At 69.8% G+C, this 16,329-nt stretch carries 15 protein-coding genes; 2 read left to right on the top strand and 13 right to left on the bottom strand.

Going from position 1 to position 16,329, the window contains the following annotated elements; translation table 11 throughout:
* The first annotated feature begins 306 nt into the window (after positions 1–306).
* A complete protein-coding gene (tcmP, locus tag ACFPFQ_RS45810) occupies positions 307–1,758 on the top strand; it encodes a three-Cys-motif partner protein TcmP (protein WP_379629587.1) in 1,452 nt (483 codons plus the stop codon).
* Between the two features lie 21 nt (positions 1,759–1,779).
* On the opposite strand, the gene ACFPFQ_RS45805 is transcribed toward tcmP, so the two are convergent.
* The 3 genes from ACFPFQ_RS45805 to ACFPFQ_RS45795 all read right to left on the bottom strand — a co-directional run bounded on the left by ACFPFQ_RS45805 (position 1,780) and on the right by ACFPFQ_RS45795 (position 4,925).
* On the bottom strand, positions 1,780–2,556 hold the full coding sequence (locus ACFPFQ_RS45805) for a DUF5131 family protein (protein ID WP_379629586.1): 777 nt from the start codon (positions 2,554–2,556) through the stop codon (positions 1,780–1,782).
* Between the two features lie 66 nt (positions 2,557–2,622).
* The gene (locus ACFPFQ_RS45800) at positions 2,623–4,428 is read right to left on the bottom strand and encodes a DNA cytosine methyltransferase (protein WP_379629585.1); all 1,806 of its coding nucleotides are present in this window, start codon (positions 4,426–4,428) and stop codon (positions 2,623–2,625) included.
* A gap of 239 nt (positions 4,429–4,667) precedes the next feature.
* On the bottom strand, positions 4,668–4,925 hold the full coding sequence (locus ACFPFQ_RS45795; RefSeq protein ID WP_379629584.1) for a hypothetical protein: 258 nt from the start codon (positions 4,923–4,925) through the stop codon (positions 4,668–4,670).
* Between the two features lie 344 nt (positions 4,926–5,269).
* Between ACFPFQ_RS45795 and ACFPFQ_RS45790 the strand changes: the two genes are divergently transcribed.
* Positions 5,270–5,701 (top strand): hypothetical protein, encoded by a 432-nt coding sequence (locus ACFPFQ_RS45790; protein WP_379629583.1) that lies wholly within the window; start codon positions 5,270–5,272, stop codon positions 5,699–5,701.
* 7 nt (positions 5,702–5,708) lie between these two features.
* On the opposite strand, the gene mobF is transcribed toward ACFPFQ_RS45790, so the two are convergent.
* The 10 genes from mobF to ACFPFQ_RS45740 form a co-directional block, all read right to left on the bottom strand.
* Positions 5,709–10,106, bottom strand: a complete 4,398-nt coding sequence (mobF, locus tag ACFPFQ_RS45785; RefSeq protein WP_379629582.1) for a MobF family relaxase — start codon at positions 10,104–10,106, stop codon at positions 5,709–5,711.
* Between the two features lie 259 nt (positions 10,107–10,365).
* Complete coding sequence (locus ACFPFQ_RS45780; protein WP_379629581.1) at positions 10,366–11,310, bottom strand: hypothetical protein; 945 nt, start codon at positions 11,308–11,310, stop codon at positions 10,366–10,368.
* A complete protein-coding gene (locus tag ACFPFQ_RS45775) occupies positions 11,307–11,906 on the bottom strand; it encodes a hypothetical protein (RefSeq protein ID WP_379629580.1) in 600 nt (199 codons plus the stop codon). Before ACFPFQ_RS45775 ends, ACFPFQ_RS45780 begins: the two co-directional genes overlap by 4 nt.
* A 23-nt stretch (positions 11,907–11,929) precedes the next feature.
* Positions 11,930–12,319 carry a hypothetical protein gene (locus ACFPFQ_RS45770; RefSeq protein WP_379629579.1) on the bottom strand — a complete coding sequence of 130 codons (390 nt, stop codon included), beginning with the start codon at positions 12,317–12,319 and terminating at the stop codon, positions 11,930–11,932.
* A complete protein-coding gene (locus ACFPFQ_RS45765) occupies positions 12,316–13,008 on the bottom strand; it encodes a hypothetical protein (protein WP_379629578.1) in 693 nt (230 codons plus the stop codon). Before ACFPFQ_RS45765 ends, ACFPFQ_RS45770 begins: the two co-directional genes overlap by 4 nt.
* Entirely contained in the window at positions 13,005–13,157 is a 153-nt protein-coding gene (locus ACFPFQ_RS45760) for a hypothetical protein (protein WP_379629577.1), read from the bottom strand. Before ACFPFQ_RS45760 ends, ACFPFQ_RS45765 begins: the two co-directional genes overlap by 4 nt.
* A gap of 95 nt (positions 13,158–13,252) precedes the next feature.
* On the bottom strand, positions 13,253–15,178 hold the full coding sequence (locus ACFPFQ_RS45755; protein WP_379629576.1) for a type IV secretory system conjugative DNA transfer family protein: 1,926 nt from the start codon (positions 15,176–15,178) through the stop codon (positions 13,253–13,255).
* Positions 15,175–15,579, bottom strand: a complete 405-nt coding sequence (locus ACFPFQ_RS45750) for an SsgA family sporulation/cell division regulator (protein WP_379629575.1) — start codon at positions 15,577–15,579, stop codon at positions 15,175–15,177. The genes ACFPFQ_RS45755 and ACFPFQ_RS45750 overlap by 4 nt, the downstream gene beginning before the upstream one ends.
* Entirely contained in the window at positions 15,576–15,986 is a 411-nt protein-coding gene (locus ACFPFQ_RS45745) for a hypothetical protein (protein ID WP_379629574.1), read from the bottom strand. The genes ACFPFQ_RS45750 and ACFPFQ_RS45745 overlap by 4 nt, the downstream gene beginning before the upstream one ends.
* Entirely contained in the window at positions 15,987–16,286 is a 300-nt protein-coding gene (locus ACFPFQ_RS45740; protein ID WP_379629588.1) for a WhiB family transcriptional regulator, read from the bottom strand.
* Positions 16,287–16,329: the final 43 nt, after the last annotated feature.

Raw genomic sequence — 16,329 nt, 5'->3', positions numbered from 1 at the left:
TCGAGGGTGGGGCCACCTCAAGCCATCACTCGGGCTCCAAGTGGGGCCAACTCAGGCTGGCACACTCACCGCGCGCCCGGACCGGACGGTTGCCGTGGACACTTGCACGGTGCGCTGGCTGGACACCTCACTGCCGCTCTTGACAGGTACCCGCGCCCCGATCCAGCGCTACGGCCGCCGCCCGGCCGGCTGATCGTGGTCCCGGCATATCGGGCGGCGTAGCAGATCACCGACTACCAACCCCGCCGAGCTCACCCACCGATCACCCCGCCGGCGAAACCGGCGATCAGAGGCGCCTTGCCGGGGTTGGGTGCCCACCCGACGATTTGGATCTCGTATTTGTTGTGGATCTCGCGGTGGATCGATCGAATTACACGGTTGGTCTCTGTCACCGAACTGCTACCGTTAGTGACGGATCGGTTCGGTGTGCCACTCGGTGGGGGTGCAGGGTTGCCGGCGAACGACACGTACTTCCAGCGACGCAAACCCGCAGCAGCGTTCAAACACGGCATCTTGTCGCGCTACCCCGTCGTGTTCGCCGCGAAGACCGGCGCCGCGACCGCCGGGCAACGGGTGATGTTCCTCGACGGCTACGCCGGCGCCGGCCAGTACGACGACGAATCCCCCGGGTCACCGTTGCTGTTCATGGAAGTGGCGAAGTCGATGGGCGGTCGGCGCGCGGTGACCGGCGTCTTCGTTGAGGCCGACGAGGTGAACTACCAGCACCTAGCCGAACTACTGGCGGAGATCACCCCACCCGACGCGTCCTACACCACGGTGCACGGTGAGCTGGGCGAGCACCTGCACTGGATCCTGCGCAAGGCCGCCGACGCTGCCCTGTTCGTGTTCCTCGACCCGTTCGGCACCGCGCTGGACCGCCCCCAGCTCTGTCACCTCCTCACCACCCGGCCGCGGTGGCCCCCGACGGAAGTGCTGCTGCATTTCAGCGTCAGCACCGTCGCCCGGATCGGTGGCATCGTGCGCAAGGCTCACCGGCAGCGTCAACAGTTGACCGCCGCGGAACGCAAGACCGTAGCCAACGTAGATCGATTCCTCGGTGGGGACTGGTGGCAAGCCGCGTTCCGCACGACCGCTGAGGACCACGACGAGGGCACCGCCACCCAAGCCGCACTCGACGTCGCGAACCGCTACTGCACCGAGATCGGCCATCAGACCGGTTTCACCCCGGTCGCCATCCCCGTCCGACCCGCACCCGGGCGGCTCCCGAAGTATGTGCTCGTCCTGTTCACCCGCCACCCCCACGGCCTGTGGCACTTCACCTCCACGCTGGGGCAGGCCGGGCGGGACTGGATGGCCGCCCACGACGCCGACGAAGTCGCCCGCCTCGACGCCCGCGACAACAAGACCGGCACCGAAGCCCTGTTCGACCTCCCCCGGCCACCGTTCGACCCCACCGCCTACGAACGCACCCACCGCGGCGCGTGGATCGAGGAGCTCGCCGACAACCTCGCCGACCTGCTCCACGAGCACGGCACGTTCCGCCCCGCCGAGCACACCCTGCAGATCTACGGGAACCTCGTCGGCCAAGCATGGGAACAACACGTTCGGGCAGCGGTCAAGAAACTGCACGCCGCCGGGATCACCCACAACACCGGCAAGAAGATCGGGAAGATCGATTTCTGGGAACGGCCACTCGACCTGATCATCCCCGCGCAAGCAAAGGCTCCCGCCACGGAACAGGCTGCACCTGACCGTCACGCCGACGACTACCCGACGGCGTGGGCCGACCCCGCCTGACCCCGATGCTCCGCCTGGTGTTCAGCCCGCGACCGACGGTGCCGGACGCTGATGCGCTGGCGAGGTCGGGGTCTGATCCCACGTTCGGCCGGCCAACATGCGGCCCCCGGCCTTCGGGGTGCGCCCGCCCCACTGCTTGAAGAAAAACGGCACCCCGGCCTCGAGGCAGACGTCGCGGATCTCCTCGACCCACCCCGGATCCATTGGCCGAGCATGCGGACCGGATTCACCGCCAGCGATCACCCACCCGATCCCCGACAGATCCAACCCACCGGCGAGCGGCCCCAACAGCGGCTCGCACGACAGGAACCGCACCGCCGCCGGGACCTGCCGCAGCTCCTCAACCCGGTGAGCGACCTGCAGGTTCTCCACTGACACGCCCATCCACACGTTCGCCGGCCACGGCAGATCCGGCGCGAGACGTCGCAGCCTGGTCGCGCGCTTCGTGAGCACCTGGTAGGTGTGCTGAGGGGTTGCGGCCATCACCGCGAACACCCGGGCGACAAACTCGCGCGACACGCGGGCATGGAACAGGTCGGACATGGAGTTGACGAACACCACGCGCGGCTCGCGCCACCGCAACGGTGCGGTCAGCGTGTCCTCGTGGGTTGTGACGTCGAAGCCGGGTCCGCTGGTGCGCGGGTCGCCGTCGTTCTGGTACTTCGCCGACCCCATGCCCTTGAGACGTTTCGCCAGGGTCAGGGCGTAGCAGTGATCGCACCCCGCCGAGATCCGGTCACACCCCGTCGTGGGGTTCCACGTGACCTCGGTCCACTCAATCCGTGATCGACCGCTCATGGTGCTCTCCGTTCCTGCCAGGGGCCACCGTAGGTGCTGTCACCCGCGGCCAGCCCGGGATGGGGGTTACGCGCCGAGCTCGGGTGCCCGGTCGAGGTCTTCGCCGGTGATCGCTTCGCGTAGGGCCAGGCCGAGGAGCTCGGCCACGGGTGGGGTGACGGCGTTGCCGTACTGGCGGGCCTGGATGCGCTTGTTGCCCAACACCACGTAGTCCGGTGCGAATGCCATCCCCAACCCGATCTCGGCCGGTTCCAGCATGCGCAGGGTGCAGTCGTCGATGTCGAACCCGTCCGGCCCGCCCAGCAGCGCGTCACCGCGCACCGCGGTCTGCGCCGGCAACGGCGTGGCAAGCGACCGGACTTGGCCGGTGTCGTAGGCGAACAGGTGCGGATCGGTCCACTCCACAACCGACTGGTGCCCGGCGGTGGTGAGCGTGCGCAGCGGCTCGTCAAGCGGGGTGCACATCTCGGCGCCGTCTCCGCGGCTGCTGTTGTTGCGCATCACCAGGGCTTGGTGGAACCCGTCAGCGGAGAACGTCGGCAACGGATCGGTGTGCGCCGGACGGGCCCGACCGTGGTTACGCAACGCCACCACCAACGGCGGCACCACCAGCGCGGTCTCGTTGCGGGCGGTCTGGGTACGCAACGGCTCCCCCACCCACGACGCCGCCTTCCCGTCGCGACCCTCGACCGGTACCAACAGCGGCACCTGACCCGCCCCGGTGACCAGCGCATCGTTCTCCCGCGCGGTCCGTGACGGCATCGGCTGCCCCACCGTGGACGCGCCGTCGCGCCAAGTCCCGCCGGTCGGCACCAATAACGGCACGCTGGTGCTCGCGCCACCGCGGGCGGCCTGGGTCCAGTACTTGCGGCGGCCGGCCACGATCCGCGCCATCGTCTTCGCGGCCAGGGGCTTGGCGCGGTCCCCGATGCGCTGCGTGGGCAACCCGGGGTCGATCGCCACCGCCGCCGGCTCGACGAACGGCTCGACAGCCTGGTTTCGACACGACGTGTGCGGGCAGCGGTAGGTGTACTGCGAGCGGTAGCGGCCCATGTCCGCACCGCGGCGCTTCCACGTCTGCACCGCGCTGATCTGGCCGTGCTCGGTGCAGGTGGCGGTCGGGCGCAGCCACTTGTCGAAGTCAGGGTCACGACGCAGGGTCTGGTGCCAGTAGGTGAAGTACAACCGGTCCCGGGACTGCGGGGCGCGCCGTGAGCGTGGGGCGTCGGCGTGCATCGAGTTCAACGCGACCAGACGGGTGCTGTAACCGAGATTGCGAAACGCGGCCACCCACTCGTCCCAGCGGGTCCAGGCCCGGCACTCGATGACGTTCTCCACCACCCCCGCCAACACCGGCCGGCCCTCGCGGCGCTGCATGGCGTCGAGGTAGCGGGGCACGTCCCACATCAACGCCCGCGACTTCTCCCGCTCCGCGTCAGTGACCTCGCCGTAGAGCTCGCGCTCCTCGTCGGCGAACTCGTCGAGCGAGAACAACGACGGCTGCTTGTCGAACGTGCGCGCCTCACCATTGGCTTGACTCCACGCCGGACACGACGGTGACGCCCAGAAGAACTCCGCATACGGCAACGCCTCGACGATCCCGTGCTGCTGCAGATCGCCTTGGAAGTGATCAGTGTTCGGGTGGTTGGTCTCGTGGGAGCGGATCGCCCACTCCCAATGGTTCGCCGCCAGGACCGGAGTCAGACCGGCCTTGACCAGGCCCTGTGCCTCGCCACCGGCGCCGCAGAAGAAGTCGATGAACCGGATACCCGACGCGGGCAGCGCGCCGCGCCCGGCCCGCCACAACCCCAGAAACTCCCCCGCTGATCCCGGGACCTGGTGGGCCAGCCAGTCCGCGTCGGTAAGAAGCACCGCCGATCCCGCCCGCGGCGGCAACCCCCGCGTCGAACATCCGGTCCGCGACCGCCGCTTCCCCGTCATCGCGACACCTCGACCGGCTCCGCCACCGCAGCGCCGCCACCGGCAGAGCCGGCGCACAGCTCGGAGCCGTCCCGATGCGTGAACACGGTACCGCCGTCGATCACCGACTCCCCGGCAACCCGCGCACTCCAGGTCGCTCGCCTCAACCCATCGAACCTCGGCAGGAGGAACTAGCACGGGAACCACGTCCCGCCCGGGGTCATCGTGGCCTCAACACCGTTGGCGAACACCGCGTAGCGCCAGTCCGGATGCGGGACCACCGTCGAGGCGTAGGGGTTGATCGCGACGATCGGGCCGTAGGCCAACGTCCACGGCGCGCTGTCGATGGCGATCACGTCACCGACCTGCAGCTCGTCGACCCGGACCGGGCCCTCGGTGTAGATCGTGCTCGTCTCGATCTGGTGGGAATGCTGAGAGTTGCTGCGCATCCTGGTCGCCTCCGGCGAGTTCTGGTCTGTTGGGCCGTCCCCTTGGGGTGGCGGGGCGTTGTTCCCCCGCCGCCGCAATGGCGACCGGCGCGGCCTCAGAGGCTCGCGATCAAGGGCGGCCCGAAGGGTCGTCGCGTAGCGACACGCAGCGCAGCGGAGTGCCCTTTATCGGGAGGGAGGCCGTGCTAAGCCAAGGCCCGACAGGCCCCGCCGCAGGCGGTCCATCGGGGGTAGTTGTCCTGGCCGGCGCGGCCCTGAGCGCAGACCCGACCGACGCCGATCAGGCCTCCGATGACCTGCGTGGACGTCGCGAACTGTCGGCAGCACGTGTCACCCTGAAATGCATGGAGGTCACCGAGAACGACATCGCGCGCATCCCGGTGCGCAACCTCCGGGTGCCCCGCGATGCGTTCGTCGCGGTCTGGGCTGCGGCGGAGCGTCGTTGCTTTGAACAAGGCGATCGTGGCGTCACCGATTGGTACGCCGGCGGCGTCGCAGCGACGTGTCAGTGGATGGCCGGCGCGATCGTGCGGACCCAGACCGGGCGACGATTCCTCGCGTACTCCCCAGCCACCGACCGGAGCGCGACGGCGTACGAGGAGCTGATCGAGGCGGAGTACCTCGCCGCGGAGCTGCTCGACGTCCGCCGCCCGGAGCTCCTGGAGACTCGGCCAGGCTGGTGCGAAGCGATCCGGGCGACGTTGCGGTGGGCGTGGCGACGGAACGGGCCCCCGCCGTTGGATCTGCCCGCGGTGCCTCGGCCCGCTGTGGGCTGAACGGGTCTCATCGGGCGTCCGCGTAGTCGCTGTCGTCCTGCTCGACCTGGGCAGCGTCGACGGCCTGGTCGTCGTTGTACCAGCGATTGAGCTGCGACGCGCGGTACTCGACCTCCTGTTGCTGCTCGGCGGCCTCACGGGCACGGATCTCGGCGAGTGAGCGGTTGGCGTCGGCGAGCGCCTCGGCCGTTTCCTGCGCGGTCGGGACTCGTAGGACGTCCTCGGCCACCGGCGCTGGCTCCTCGGCCGCGACCTCCCGAATGTCGGTAGCCAGCAGCTCGCTGTCGCCCATGGCGAGCGTCCTGTCCGTGCTGATGTCGGCATGCGCGTTGTGGTCGGCGATGTCGGTTTCGGTGATGGGCCGGATCTGGTCGTCCTCGTGAACAGCCTCGCGGTGCAGGTCAAGCCACTCGTCAGAGCTGACGAGGTGCTCAGGTTCGGTGTCGTCGATGTGACGGGCGGCGAGCTCGGCCTTGGAGAGTTCCGCCTTGGCGCGGTTCGCCGCTGTGTGGGCGAGCCATCGTGCGCGGGCGTCGTCGATCAGCTGCAGGTCTGCGGCCCGCGAGTCGAGCGTCTCCGCCAGCGCTCGGGCCTGCGCGGCCTCGGCTTGCAGCCCCGCCCGTACAACGGGGTCGGACGTATCCGCGGCTTCGGCCGTTCGGAGAGCTGCGGTCTGGCGCTGGGTGGCCGCGGCCTGGCGGGTGCCGGCGAGTTCGTTGGCGACGTAGCGCGGTGCCCATGCCGCCTCGCGATCGTGGCCACGGATCCGCATCCGCAGCTGGCCGTCGGAGAGCTCCAGCTCCTCTCGCTCGCTCTCCGGACGGCCGAGCGTGCGCCACGCCGCCCGGTAGGCGGCGTAGAGCTCGACCTGACCGGGCTTGGGCGCCGGACCGAGGGCTGTGGTCGGCTCGTCGTGGCCGGCAAGCTCACGCACCGCCGCGACGGTCCCAGCTTGGCGTTCCCAGTCGCGTCGCGCGTTGGGGTCAGCAGGCACGGGCCCGAACGCTTCGACCGCCCAGGGCTCGGTCTGCTCGGCGGCGTCGCGGCCCAGGTCGATGCGGCGCTGGTCTGCCTCAGTAGCGAGCGCGGCGAGGTAGTCGCGCCATTCGGGGTTGTCCACGCGGGGCGCCCAGTCGGTGAAGGACTCCCCGACAGGATCGAGGCGGTCGCGGTAGTCGTGACGGATGCGGCTGTAGACGACGTTGGACAGGTTCCGGGCGCCGTCGAACGACTTCCCGACGATCGCGTCATTCAGGACGGTCTGGGGGTCGTGACCGGCGAGCTCCGCCCGGCGCAGGATCCGGGTCAACGACGCGGCGCCGTCCTCGGCGGCGATCTGGGCCCGCTGCTGCGGGCTGATCGCGCCGTTGTCCGTGAGCTGGTCGAGCCAGGTCGTGGTGCGCTCGGTCGCGGCGAGTTGAGCGGCGTCGGCCAACAACTCAGCGGCAGTGCGCAGGCTCCCGGCCTCGGTAGCGGCCTCGGTGGCCGTGGCGACCGCGGACCGGTTCGCTGCGTCGGCCTGCTCGGCGGTGTCGAGTACTCGTGCCAGGACAGCGACCGGGTCGCGGTGCAGCGTGTGCGAGTCATTGCCCTGGGCGGGATCGTCGACGGCGGTGAGGGTGGCGACGTGGGCGGTGTTGCTGTCCCGGCCGCGGGTCAGCCCGACCAGGAACGCGGCCAGGCTGGTCCGCGGGGTGGTGACGCTGTGGGTGGAGTCCACGGTGCCGCCTTGGGAGGCGTGCACGGTGGAGGCGTACCCGAGCGCCAGGTGGTTCGTGACGTAGGCGGCTGGAAGGACCAGACGCTCCCCCAGGACGTCTCCGTCCGCGGTGCGGCCCTCGACCACCGCGACCTCGAGCCCGCCGTCGGGGCGCACGGCGTGGACGCGGTAGTGCTCGCGATTGATGGCATGTCGGCGGTTGCCTTCGTATCCGGCAATGCTCCAGTCCAACTTGCGCGCTTCGACAAGATCGCCGACACCGGCGACGGTGCCCTGCAACCCGAGCGCTACCCCGCGCTCGTCGACCTGCCCGAGCCGGACGAGCTCGGCCCGGATGGCCGAGGAGACGCGGGCTGCCTGCTCATTAGTGTCCACGATCAGCAGTGATCGCAGCCCGGCGAGGGTGTCTCCCAGCCACGCCCGCGCGGCGGAGGCCTCGGCCTGCTCAACCGTGCCGGCATCGATGAGCCGCCCGTGGCGGTGATAGTCCCGCAGCACTTCGGGGTCAGCGGCGCGCAGCCGCAGCGACGCTGCTCGCTCCCACTCGTGGTGGAAGCGACGGGCGTCGGCGAGCTCGTAGCTGGCACCCGACGACGCGAGCAGATCCATCCCGCCTCCGGCACCGACCGCGGCGAGCTGGCGGTGATCTCCGACCAGCAACAACTTGGCCCCTGCGGCCTCGACGCGTGCGTGGATCGCGGCCAATGCGGCGGTGTCGGTCATCGCGGACTCGTCGACCACAACGAGATCCCCCGCGTGCAGTCGCAACTCCTCATCACCCGGTCCTGGACGCGGGCCGGCCGATCCGGCGCCTGCGGCGAGCCGGTTCTGGGCGGCGAGCCAGGCCGCGATGTTGCGCGCGATGAGCCCCTCCGCGGTCAGTACCTCGGTCGCGATCTGCGACGTCGCCAGGCCGAACACCCGTCGCGGCACGTCGCCGCCGGTGAGGGCCGGGTCGGTCCAGCCGCGCGCGATCGTGCCGACCACGAACGACTTCCCGGTTCCGGGCGGACCGACCAGGGTTTCGATCTTCGCCCCTGAGGTCAGCACCCCGATCACAGCGGCAGCTTGGTCGACCCCGAGCTCGATCCCCGACGTCGCCATCCCGGCCAGGAAACGCTGCGCCACGTCCGGCGGCAGCGCCGTTGCACCGCGCGCCGTGCTGGCCGCAACCAGTGCCCGCTCGGTGCGGACCTGCTCGGGCGTCGCGTAGAGCATCGCGCCCGGTGCCTGGTAGACGCTGCTGCCGTTGGCCAACCGCAGCTCCGCGGGCAGGTGCTCATCCCCCGGCCGATTCCCGTCCAGGACGGCGGCGTAGCGCAGAGCCTCGTCAGTCAGGGTGTCGAGCAACCGTGCGACATCGTTCCCGTCGGGCAGCCCGAGATAGTCGGGCAGCGCGGCGTTGATCGCGCCCGTCAGGTCACCGCGGTTCCACCCCGCTTTGCGGGATTGGACGTCGGCCAGCGCGGTCTCGATCACCGCTTGCGGTGACCACTGCATCGGCGACGGCGCCTGCTCGCGCGCCGCGAGTACCGCGTCGGCGACACCGCCCAGGCCACCGTCGATGTCGGCGCGGATGCGCTGGTCGATGCGGTCGAGCAACTCCTCGCGGGTCTCCCCGGTGTGTGACTTCGCGCGCCTCGTGAGGAGCGTGGCCTGCTGGGCGATCCGGTCGCGCTCCAACCCGTTCGGCGATCGCCCACGCAGGGTCTCGAACGCCGCGATCAGCTCCTCGCCCTTGGCCGTGATCTTGCGGCGGCGGGTGGAGATCAGGTCCATCGCCGCCTGCGCGACCCCGAGGATTTCTCGCGCCTTCCCGTCGGGGCGGGTGGCCACCAGAACGCCGAGTGCGTGGGTGAGTCGCTCCTCCGTGGTGCGCTCGGCGACAGCGGCAGCGGCCGGGCGGAACTTGTAGAGGGCCTTCGAGTCGATCGTGAGCCATTTCCCGTCCGGGCCCTGCACGCGGTTGAGGAACGCGTTGTGGATGTGCAGGTGCGGGTCGTGCTCTCGGGAGTCGTGCTGGAAGAACGACGCCACGACCCACTCATGGGCGTCTGCCCAGCGGCCGGCGACGCCGCCGTGCCGACCGACGCGGGTGTAGCCGGCGCGGTCTTGCAAGTACGCCAGACCGGCGTTGTTGCCCGCCCAGATCGCGTCCTCGACCGCGGTCCGGAACACTGCCCACGCCGCCGCGGTTTCTTCGTCTCCGGCTGTTCGGGCGGCGACCTCCCGAGCCTCGAACGCCGTATGAACGAGGGTCACCGACTTCTGCAGGTTGAACGTGATGTCGTAGAACGCGACGTTGTGGCGGGCGGACTTCCCCGCCTCCGTACGGAGTTCAGCGCGGCGTTCAGCCGAGGCGTCCGGTTCCCGTTCAAGCGCGAGGGCGTACAGCTCGTCCTCGGACGGGTAAGCGCGTCCGGTGTGCCCGAGCGTGGACACCTCCTCCCACCGCTGCGGGTCGTTGAACCCCTCCGCACGCGGGTCCAGGAATCGCTCGTACAGCGCCCGCATGTCCTGCGCATCCACCAGCCCGGCCAGGCCGAGCTTGTCCGCGCCCGCGCCCCACCAGCGACCCGGAGGCTCGCCCTCGGCGACGGCACCGGTGTAGTAGCTCTCCCGACCGGTCGCGACCTCCTTGAGCAGGTACTCCGGGCTGTAGCCCGTCACGATCTTCAGCACCATGACGACCACCCGCCCGTCGAAACGATCTTCACTGAGCAATCGCCAAGATCAACCGCGCGGAGCGCCGGTTGCCGTCGGCCAAAGGCCGGCACACACCTTCGGATCGTGATGCCAAGGTGTGAGTCCTTTGATCTTGTGGTGCTTGTGGCTGTTTCTTGGTCGTTGCTCGTCTGAATGGAGTAGTGCTGACTGAATGGTGCTGCTGATGCTGAGTCGGTCTTGTGCTGGATGCTGACTGCTGCTTTCGATGCTCTGATCGTCATGGCTGGGTCCTCGTCTTCGGTTGCTCGGTGACCAGGTGCAGCGGTGCGGGCTGCTCTCGGAGGGCTTTGAGGGCTTCTCCAGCGGTGCCACGGGAGACCTCGGCGAGGGTCATGAGCTGGGTGACGGTGGGCAGTGCGCCGTGCTCGTGCTGGTGGCGCTGCGCTTCGGCCTGGGCGCGGCCACGCGCCGGTGACGCCCCCGCGGAACCCGCCGAACGTGCCGCACCCGACGGCGAGGCGCTGAACGGGGTTGCCGGACTGGACGGGGCTGACGGCGTCGGAGTGGACGGCAACGCCGGACGGTCGAGGGCCGGACGGTCGGTCAGCTCGGCCGGACGTTCAGCCCTCGTTGGCACGGCGCCGGGGCTGGTCGAGTGGACGGACGGTTGAACGGGCTGCTGGACGGCTGAACGAACGGACGCCGCCGTGATGTGCTGCTCCCCGTCCTGGTCGGTGTCGTGGGTGTCGGTGGTGTGGTGGTCTCCGGCGAGCAGGAGGTAGAGCAGGTGCGCGACGATCGCGGCAGCGATCGCGGGCCATGCCCCGACACCGAACCGCAGCGCGGGTGAGGTCGCGAACGCCTCGACGGCCTCGGCGGGCACCGACGGGACGGGGTCGGCGGCGAGGAAGCTGGCCTGCGCGAGCCCGGACAGTCCGGCCGCGAGGATGACCACGATCCACGCGTAGCGTGCTGATGATCCGGTCAGGCGGGCCGTGGCGGCATAGGCGACCAGAGCGAGCCCATCGGTGATCAGCGGGTAGAGCCAGGCGATCGCGGCCGGAACTCGGGAGGCCAGCGCGACCTCGTAGAGGCCGTGCATGGTCGCGGCGGCGGCACCGAGCGCGACGGCGAGTCCGGGGATCCAGATCGCCGCTCGCATGATCTGACCGCCACCGGAGTTGCCCGTGCTGGGAGCGGGGCCGGTCCGGATGGCGCTCATCGCGGCCACCCCGATCCGTCCTCATCGGTGTCCTCGGCCTGGCGGTCGTCGGGGTCGGTGTCGGCTCGGGTGGTGGTGTCGAGATCGGTGAGCTCGTGGAAGGTGCTGGCGCGGGCGGCATCAACCGCGTGGCGAGCACGTCCGATCGCGTCCCACACCCGCTCCGGACCGGCCGCACCGCCACTGTCGCCGGCCTCAACGTGATCGTCGACGACGGTGTCGTCGGCGAATTCGCCGTAGATCTCGACGTCGGGTTCGATTTCGCCGCGTTGTTCGCGTTCCCGGTTGAGTTCCCATGCAACTGTGGCGGCGCGGCCCTGGTCCTGAGCCGCAGTCACGCTGGGGTGTGGCGGCGCGAGCACCGGGTCGGGGTGCAACCCGTCGCGGTATGCCTGAGCCTCGATGTGTTCGAGGCGCTCCCGCAGAAACGCGATCCTCTCGTCGCGATCGGCGTCGGGCATCGCCTGCATGACGGCCCAGTGCAGCACCGGTGAGGCGCTGTCGCGGGACCGCTGCAGTACGGAACGCAGGTCGTGGATTTCCTGGGCGTATTCGTCGGAGAGCTGGTGGTGTAGACGGTTGAGCCGGTACGGCACCGGCTCGGGCCCAGGTTCGGGATTCATGCCGATCCCTTCCTCTCGTGGTCGATCCCGGACGGTGTGCTGCGGTGCTGTCCCGCGTGCTGCGACCAGTCCGCCGCTGCGGAGATGGCATGCGAGGCCTGCCGCAGTGCGGCCAGGTGCGCGGCGCGTCCGGCGGCGATCTCGGCGGCGAGCCGGGCGGCGATCACGACCGGCTCGGACTCGGCCAGGCACGCCAGCACATAGACCGCGACTGCCGCATCACGCAGGGGCCGGTCAGCCTTGATCCAGTCCGGGCTGCCGAGGACGGGAACCTCGACCTCGTCGGCTGCGAGGATCCAGGCGTCCAGGTGTGCGGCGACGGCATCGAGGTCACGGCGCAACAACAACGATGGTGAACCAGCCGAGGTGCCGTTCGGGGCGTTCATGCCGCACCCCCGCGCCAGCGCCGCTCCTCATCCGCACGTGCAACCGGTGTCGGCTCGGGTGCGGCCTGCTCTCGACGGGCCCCCCACCAGCCGCTGATCACCTCGACCGCGTCCAGCCCGGGGACCGGTGTGGCCCCGGTGGGGGTGGCGTCGGCCCAGCCGGCGCGGGTGATGTGGTTCTCCCGCGAACAGGCCCCCGCGTACTGCTTGATCCGCCGGACGGTGCCGGGACGGAGCCGGTCGTGCCAGTCCCCCGCCAGGCCGACACTCGCTGCCGGGCCTTGATATGCGGCCAGCCAGGCATACATCAGCCACAACAGTTCCTCGACGACGTCGGGGTGCCACAGCCAGCACTCCGGTAGCGACGCCGCTGCGTCGGTGAACCGCAGGTAGATCACCCGCATCCACTCGCACATCTCCGCCAGGAGCTTCTGCACGACGGCGAGGTCGGTGGGCGCGTCGAGCCACGTCGGCGCCGGAACCGGGCCCTTCCTCGCCGTCAAAGCCGCTACGGAGTCGGCCAACTGCGTGACCAACGCCGTGAGCGCGTCGACCCGGTCCGACATCTCCAGCAGTGGATCCACGGCGCGACGTAGACCTTCGACCTCGCGGGCCAGCCCGGCCACCGCCGCGGCGACGTCTCCCGCCGTACCTGGACTCGGATTCGGTGGCTCCGGGGACCTGTTCATCGATCCCACCCCAGCCGGTTCGCATCCGCGTCGCAGGAGACGTCGGTGACCGGCGCCAGCCCGACCGCGACGGCCCGCTCGTGGGCCACGTCGTGGGGCTCGACGACGGCATGGGGGTCCTGTACCTGGTGTGGGTCGTCCGTGTTCATGATCGATACCTCTCGTGACGAACCAGGCCACGCCTGTCCGTGAAGTCAGTGATGGGCATGGCTGCGCCGGGGTGCGGCCCGGCGCAGCCGGAGAGTCAGGGAGTCGGTTGGCCCGCGGTGTCGTCGGGATCCGCTGGGCGCAGCCAGCTCGGACCGGGCACGCTGCTGCTGATCGCCGCTGGCGCCTTGCCGGATTGCAGGGCGCGGACTTCGCGGAACATCGCGTTCGCGTCCCGCACCCGCCCCGCCGCCGTCCCGAACCGGCCCGGCCACCGCTTCGCCAGCACGCTCAACACGCGCTCAACCAGCAAGTCACGAACCGCTCGGGCCAGGTCGGCGCGCTGGCGCCATTCCGCGACCCGGTCCACCCGGCCCATAGCTCGCTTGTGGGCGCGGACGTCGCGGCGTCTCCACGCCATCTGGACTCGCCCGATCACCGGCGGGATCCCTCGGCGGATCACCATCACCCGCCCGGGCGGCAGGCTCGCGAGCTGCGCCGCAGATAGAACCGGAACCTTGCGCACCGACCGGGACGCGACCCGTCCGTTCATGTCGGTTGTGACGATCGGCTCGTCGCGCTCCCCGGTCAGGGTCGACCAGAACTGCAGATCTTCCCGATCACGCGTGCCACCGAACACCATGATCGAGCCGGAGTTGTTCAAAATCGTGGCGGTGTTGTGCTCGCCCCACCGCGCCAGAAACTGTGCCCGCGACTGGATCGCGACCAGGATCGCCACACCCCGGCCACCCATATCCGCCGTCCACGATTCCAGCGGCACCGGCGACACCAACGCCGCTTCGTCCAGGCACAGCGTCAGGGGAGGATCCAACCTGCCGCCCGGAGCCTGCGCAGCCAGACGGCGGGCCTCGCGGGCGATGTGCCCGGTCAATGCGCACACCAGCGGGGCTGCCTGCGATTCCTCGGCGCCGAGCAGGAACATCGTCGCCCGGCTCGACAACAGCTGCGCGACGTCGAACCCGTTTCCCGGCTCCCCCGCCGCCGCAGCGGCCGGGTGGGTCAGCCAGGCCAGCGCAGGCATCACCGTCGAAGTAATCGAGGTCTGGGTGCGCTCATTCGTCGACAGGAACTGCTTGATGTCCTGCTCGAACGCCGCCACCCTCGACCGGCGCAAGCACTTCGACACCTCGCTCGCGGCCTTCTCCGGATCCGCGACCCAGCCGAGCACGTCCCGCATCGTCTTGTCGCCCAAGGCGGCGGCGTGCAGCAACGCAGCGAGTACACGGCGGGCCTGAGCCTCCCAGAACTCCCGGTCACCACCCCCACCTTTCGACGTTGCGGCGATCATGTCCGTCGCGCGCTCCCCCGCTGTCACGGGATCCGCGCATCCGGTCAGCGGGTCGAACGTGATCGTCGAGTCCATTCCGGCCAGGCCGACCGCGTTGAACACATAGACCGGGCCGCGCTTCGCTCGCAGTGGAGCGCACAGCTTGTAGAGGTCTGTCCGAGTCGAGGTGACCAGCACCGCGCCGGGGGCGTCGAGGATCCGCCCGGCCATCCATCCGGACTTCCCAGTTCGCGGGCCGCCGAGAATGATCACGACGTCCTCAATCGGAGACCACAGCCGTACCCACCCGGCCCGGCACAGCAGCACTGCGACTTCCGCGACCGGAAGGCGGAGGCGGGCCCACCGAGACAACACGGCCAATGACGGGCGCACGGTGGCTGCCTGGCGACGCATCGCCATTCCACCTGCATGACAGACGATGTCCAACATGGAGGCCACCCCGGCCTTGCGGCGGGAAGTGTTGCTCCAGCGACGCACCACCCCGGCCGAACGCATGAAACGGTGCCACCCGAAACCGACCAGCCCGATCGCGAGCACCACATAGGCGGGCCATGGGATCTGTTGCAGCAGCGTCAGCGCCGGCAACAGCGCCGCCGCAGCGGCCATGAAGGCCTTGCCGAGGGCGCGGCGGTGCCAGAACACCATCGCCGTGATGATCAGTGCGATCAGGATCAGCAACGTCGAACCGAACGACGAACCCGTCGAGGTGTTCATGCCGCACCCCCGGGCAGGCTCAACAGCTGCCGGATCGCCGCATCCACGGCCAGCTCGACCGCTACCTCGAGCTCGGGCATCAACAGGTCGATCGACTCCAGGAACAGCTCCACATCCCGAGCACTCAGCTCGATCGACGCGGTGCCCTCGTGGGAGTTGAGCCAGACCTCGACTACCCCGCTGCGGGGGACGATGGCGACATCGCCCACCCCGACCAGGTCGGTCAGCCCAGTCCTGAGGAGGTCGCGGGAGAGCTCCCACTCCACCGATGCGGTGCCGAACAAGACCCGCACACACAGCGGATCAGCCCGACGCCACGTCAGTGCCACATCCAGTGGTACGCGGGTTCCATCCGTGCCGATCAGGTAGCCAAGGATCCGGCGGGTGTACTCGGCGGTCATCGCGACACCTCCGCACCGATGTGCCCGATCAGCGACCAGAACCGGTTCGCCGGCCAGGTCGCCATCCCGATGCTCTTGCCCGCGACGCTGATCTGCCGCGCCGCCAAGCTGAGCCGCTCCTGCGGCGTGGCCAGGCTGTCGGTGTCGCGGTCGAGGCCGTCGTCGAACAGGACCCGCCCGTCCCCGTAGCTCGCGACCTGCCGCGACAGGATCTGCGCGAGCTCCTCCAGCGCGCGCAGCGTCGCGACCATGTCCCCGGCCACCGCGTAGAAGTCGATGTGATCCGGAGTCGCGACTGCCTGCGCCCGCACCACCGCGCGCCATGCCTCTGCGCCGCGGTCGGACTGCATCATCGCCACGGACAGCTCGTCCTCGTCATGGCTTGTGTTGTCGTCTCGGGTGTTCATCTACCCTCGGTGTCCTTCCAGTGCTCGTGTCCCTGCCAGGGGGTTGTGTGCTCGGGAGATCAGGAGAGGAGCCCGGTTGCCGCCGTGGCTCCTCTCCGCCTTGTCGGCAGCGCGCGCCACACGCCGCTCCTGCGGAGTCATCCCGCCCGCGATGCCGTCGGGCATCGCCCTCATCGCGAACTCCAGGCACTGCGACCGCACCGGGCACATCGCACATAGCCGCTTAGCCGCCGCCACCTGCGCCGCGAGTACCTCGCCGTCCTCGGCAACCGGAAGTCGGGTAGCCGAGGGGAATCGCACCCCTCGGCTCCCACAGATCCCCGCATGAAGATCTCCCTTCACG

It is taken from the genome of Pseudonocardia sp. GCM10023141, assembly GCF_042653605.1.
This window is presented reverse-complemented; position numbering and strand designations above follow the sequence as displayed.

Coding starts and splice junctions, on each gene's coding strand:
- mobF (WP_379629582.1), bottom strand. CDS start 10,106: ATGGTGCTGAAGATCGTGACGGGCTACAGCCCGGAGTACCTGCTCAAG.
- ACFPFQ_RS45765 (WP_379629578.1), bottom strand. CDS start 13,008: ATGAACAGGTCCCCGGAGCCACCGAATCCGAGTCCAGGTACGGCGGGA.
- ACFPFQ_RS45755 (WP_379629576.1), bottom strand. CDS start 15,178: ATGAACACCTCGACGGGTTCGTCGTTCGGTTCGACGTTGCTGATCCTG.
- ACFPFQ_RS45770 (WP_379629579.1), bottom strand. CDS start 12,319: ATGAACGCCCCGAACGGCACCTCGGCTGGTTCACCATCGTTGTTGTTG.
- ACFPFQ_RS45790 (WP_379629583.1), top strand. CDS start 5,270: ATGGAGGTCACCGAGAACGACATCGCGCGCATCCCGGTGCGCAACCTC.
- ACFPFQ_RS45780 (WP_379629581.1), bottom strand. CDS start 11,310: ATGAGCGCCATCCGGACCGGCCCCGCTCCCAGCACGGGCAACTCCGGT.
- ACFPFQ_RS45760 (WP_379629577.1), bottom strand. CDS start 13,157: ATGAACACGGACGACCCACACCAGGTACAGGACCCCCATGCCGTCGTC.
- ACFPFQ_RS45745 (WP_379629574.1), bottom strand. CDS start 15,986: ATGAACACCCGAGACGACAACACAAGCCATGACGAGGACGAGCTGTCC.
- ACFPFQ_RS45795 (WP_379629584.1), bottom strand. CDS start 4,925: ATGCGCAGCAACTCTCAGCATTCCCACCAGATCGAGACGAGCACGATC.
- ACFPFQ_RS45750 (WP_379629575.1), bottom strand. CDS start 15,579: ATGACCGCCGAGTACACCCGCCGGATCCTTGGCTACCTGATCGGCACG.
- ACFPFQ_RS45805 (WP_379629586.1), bottom strand. CDS start 2,556: ATGAGCGGTCGATCACGGATTGAGTGGACCGAGGTCACGTGGAACCCC.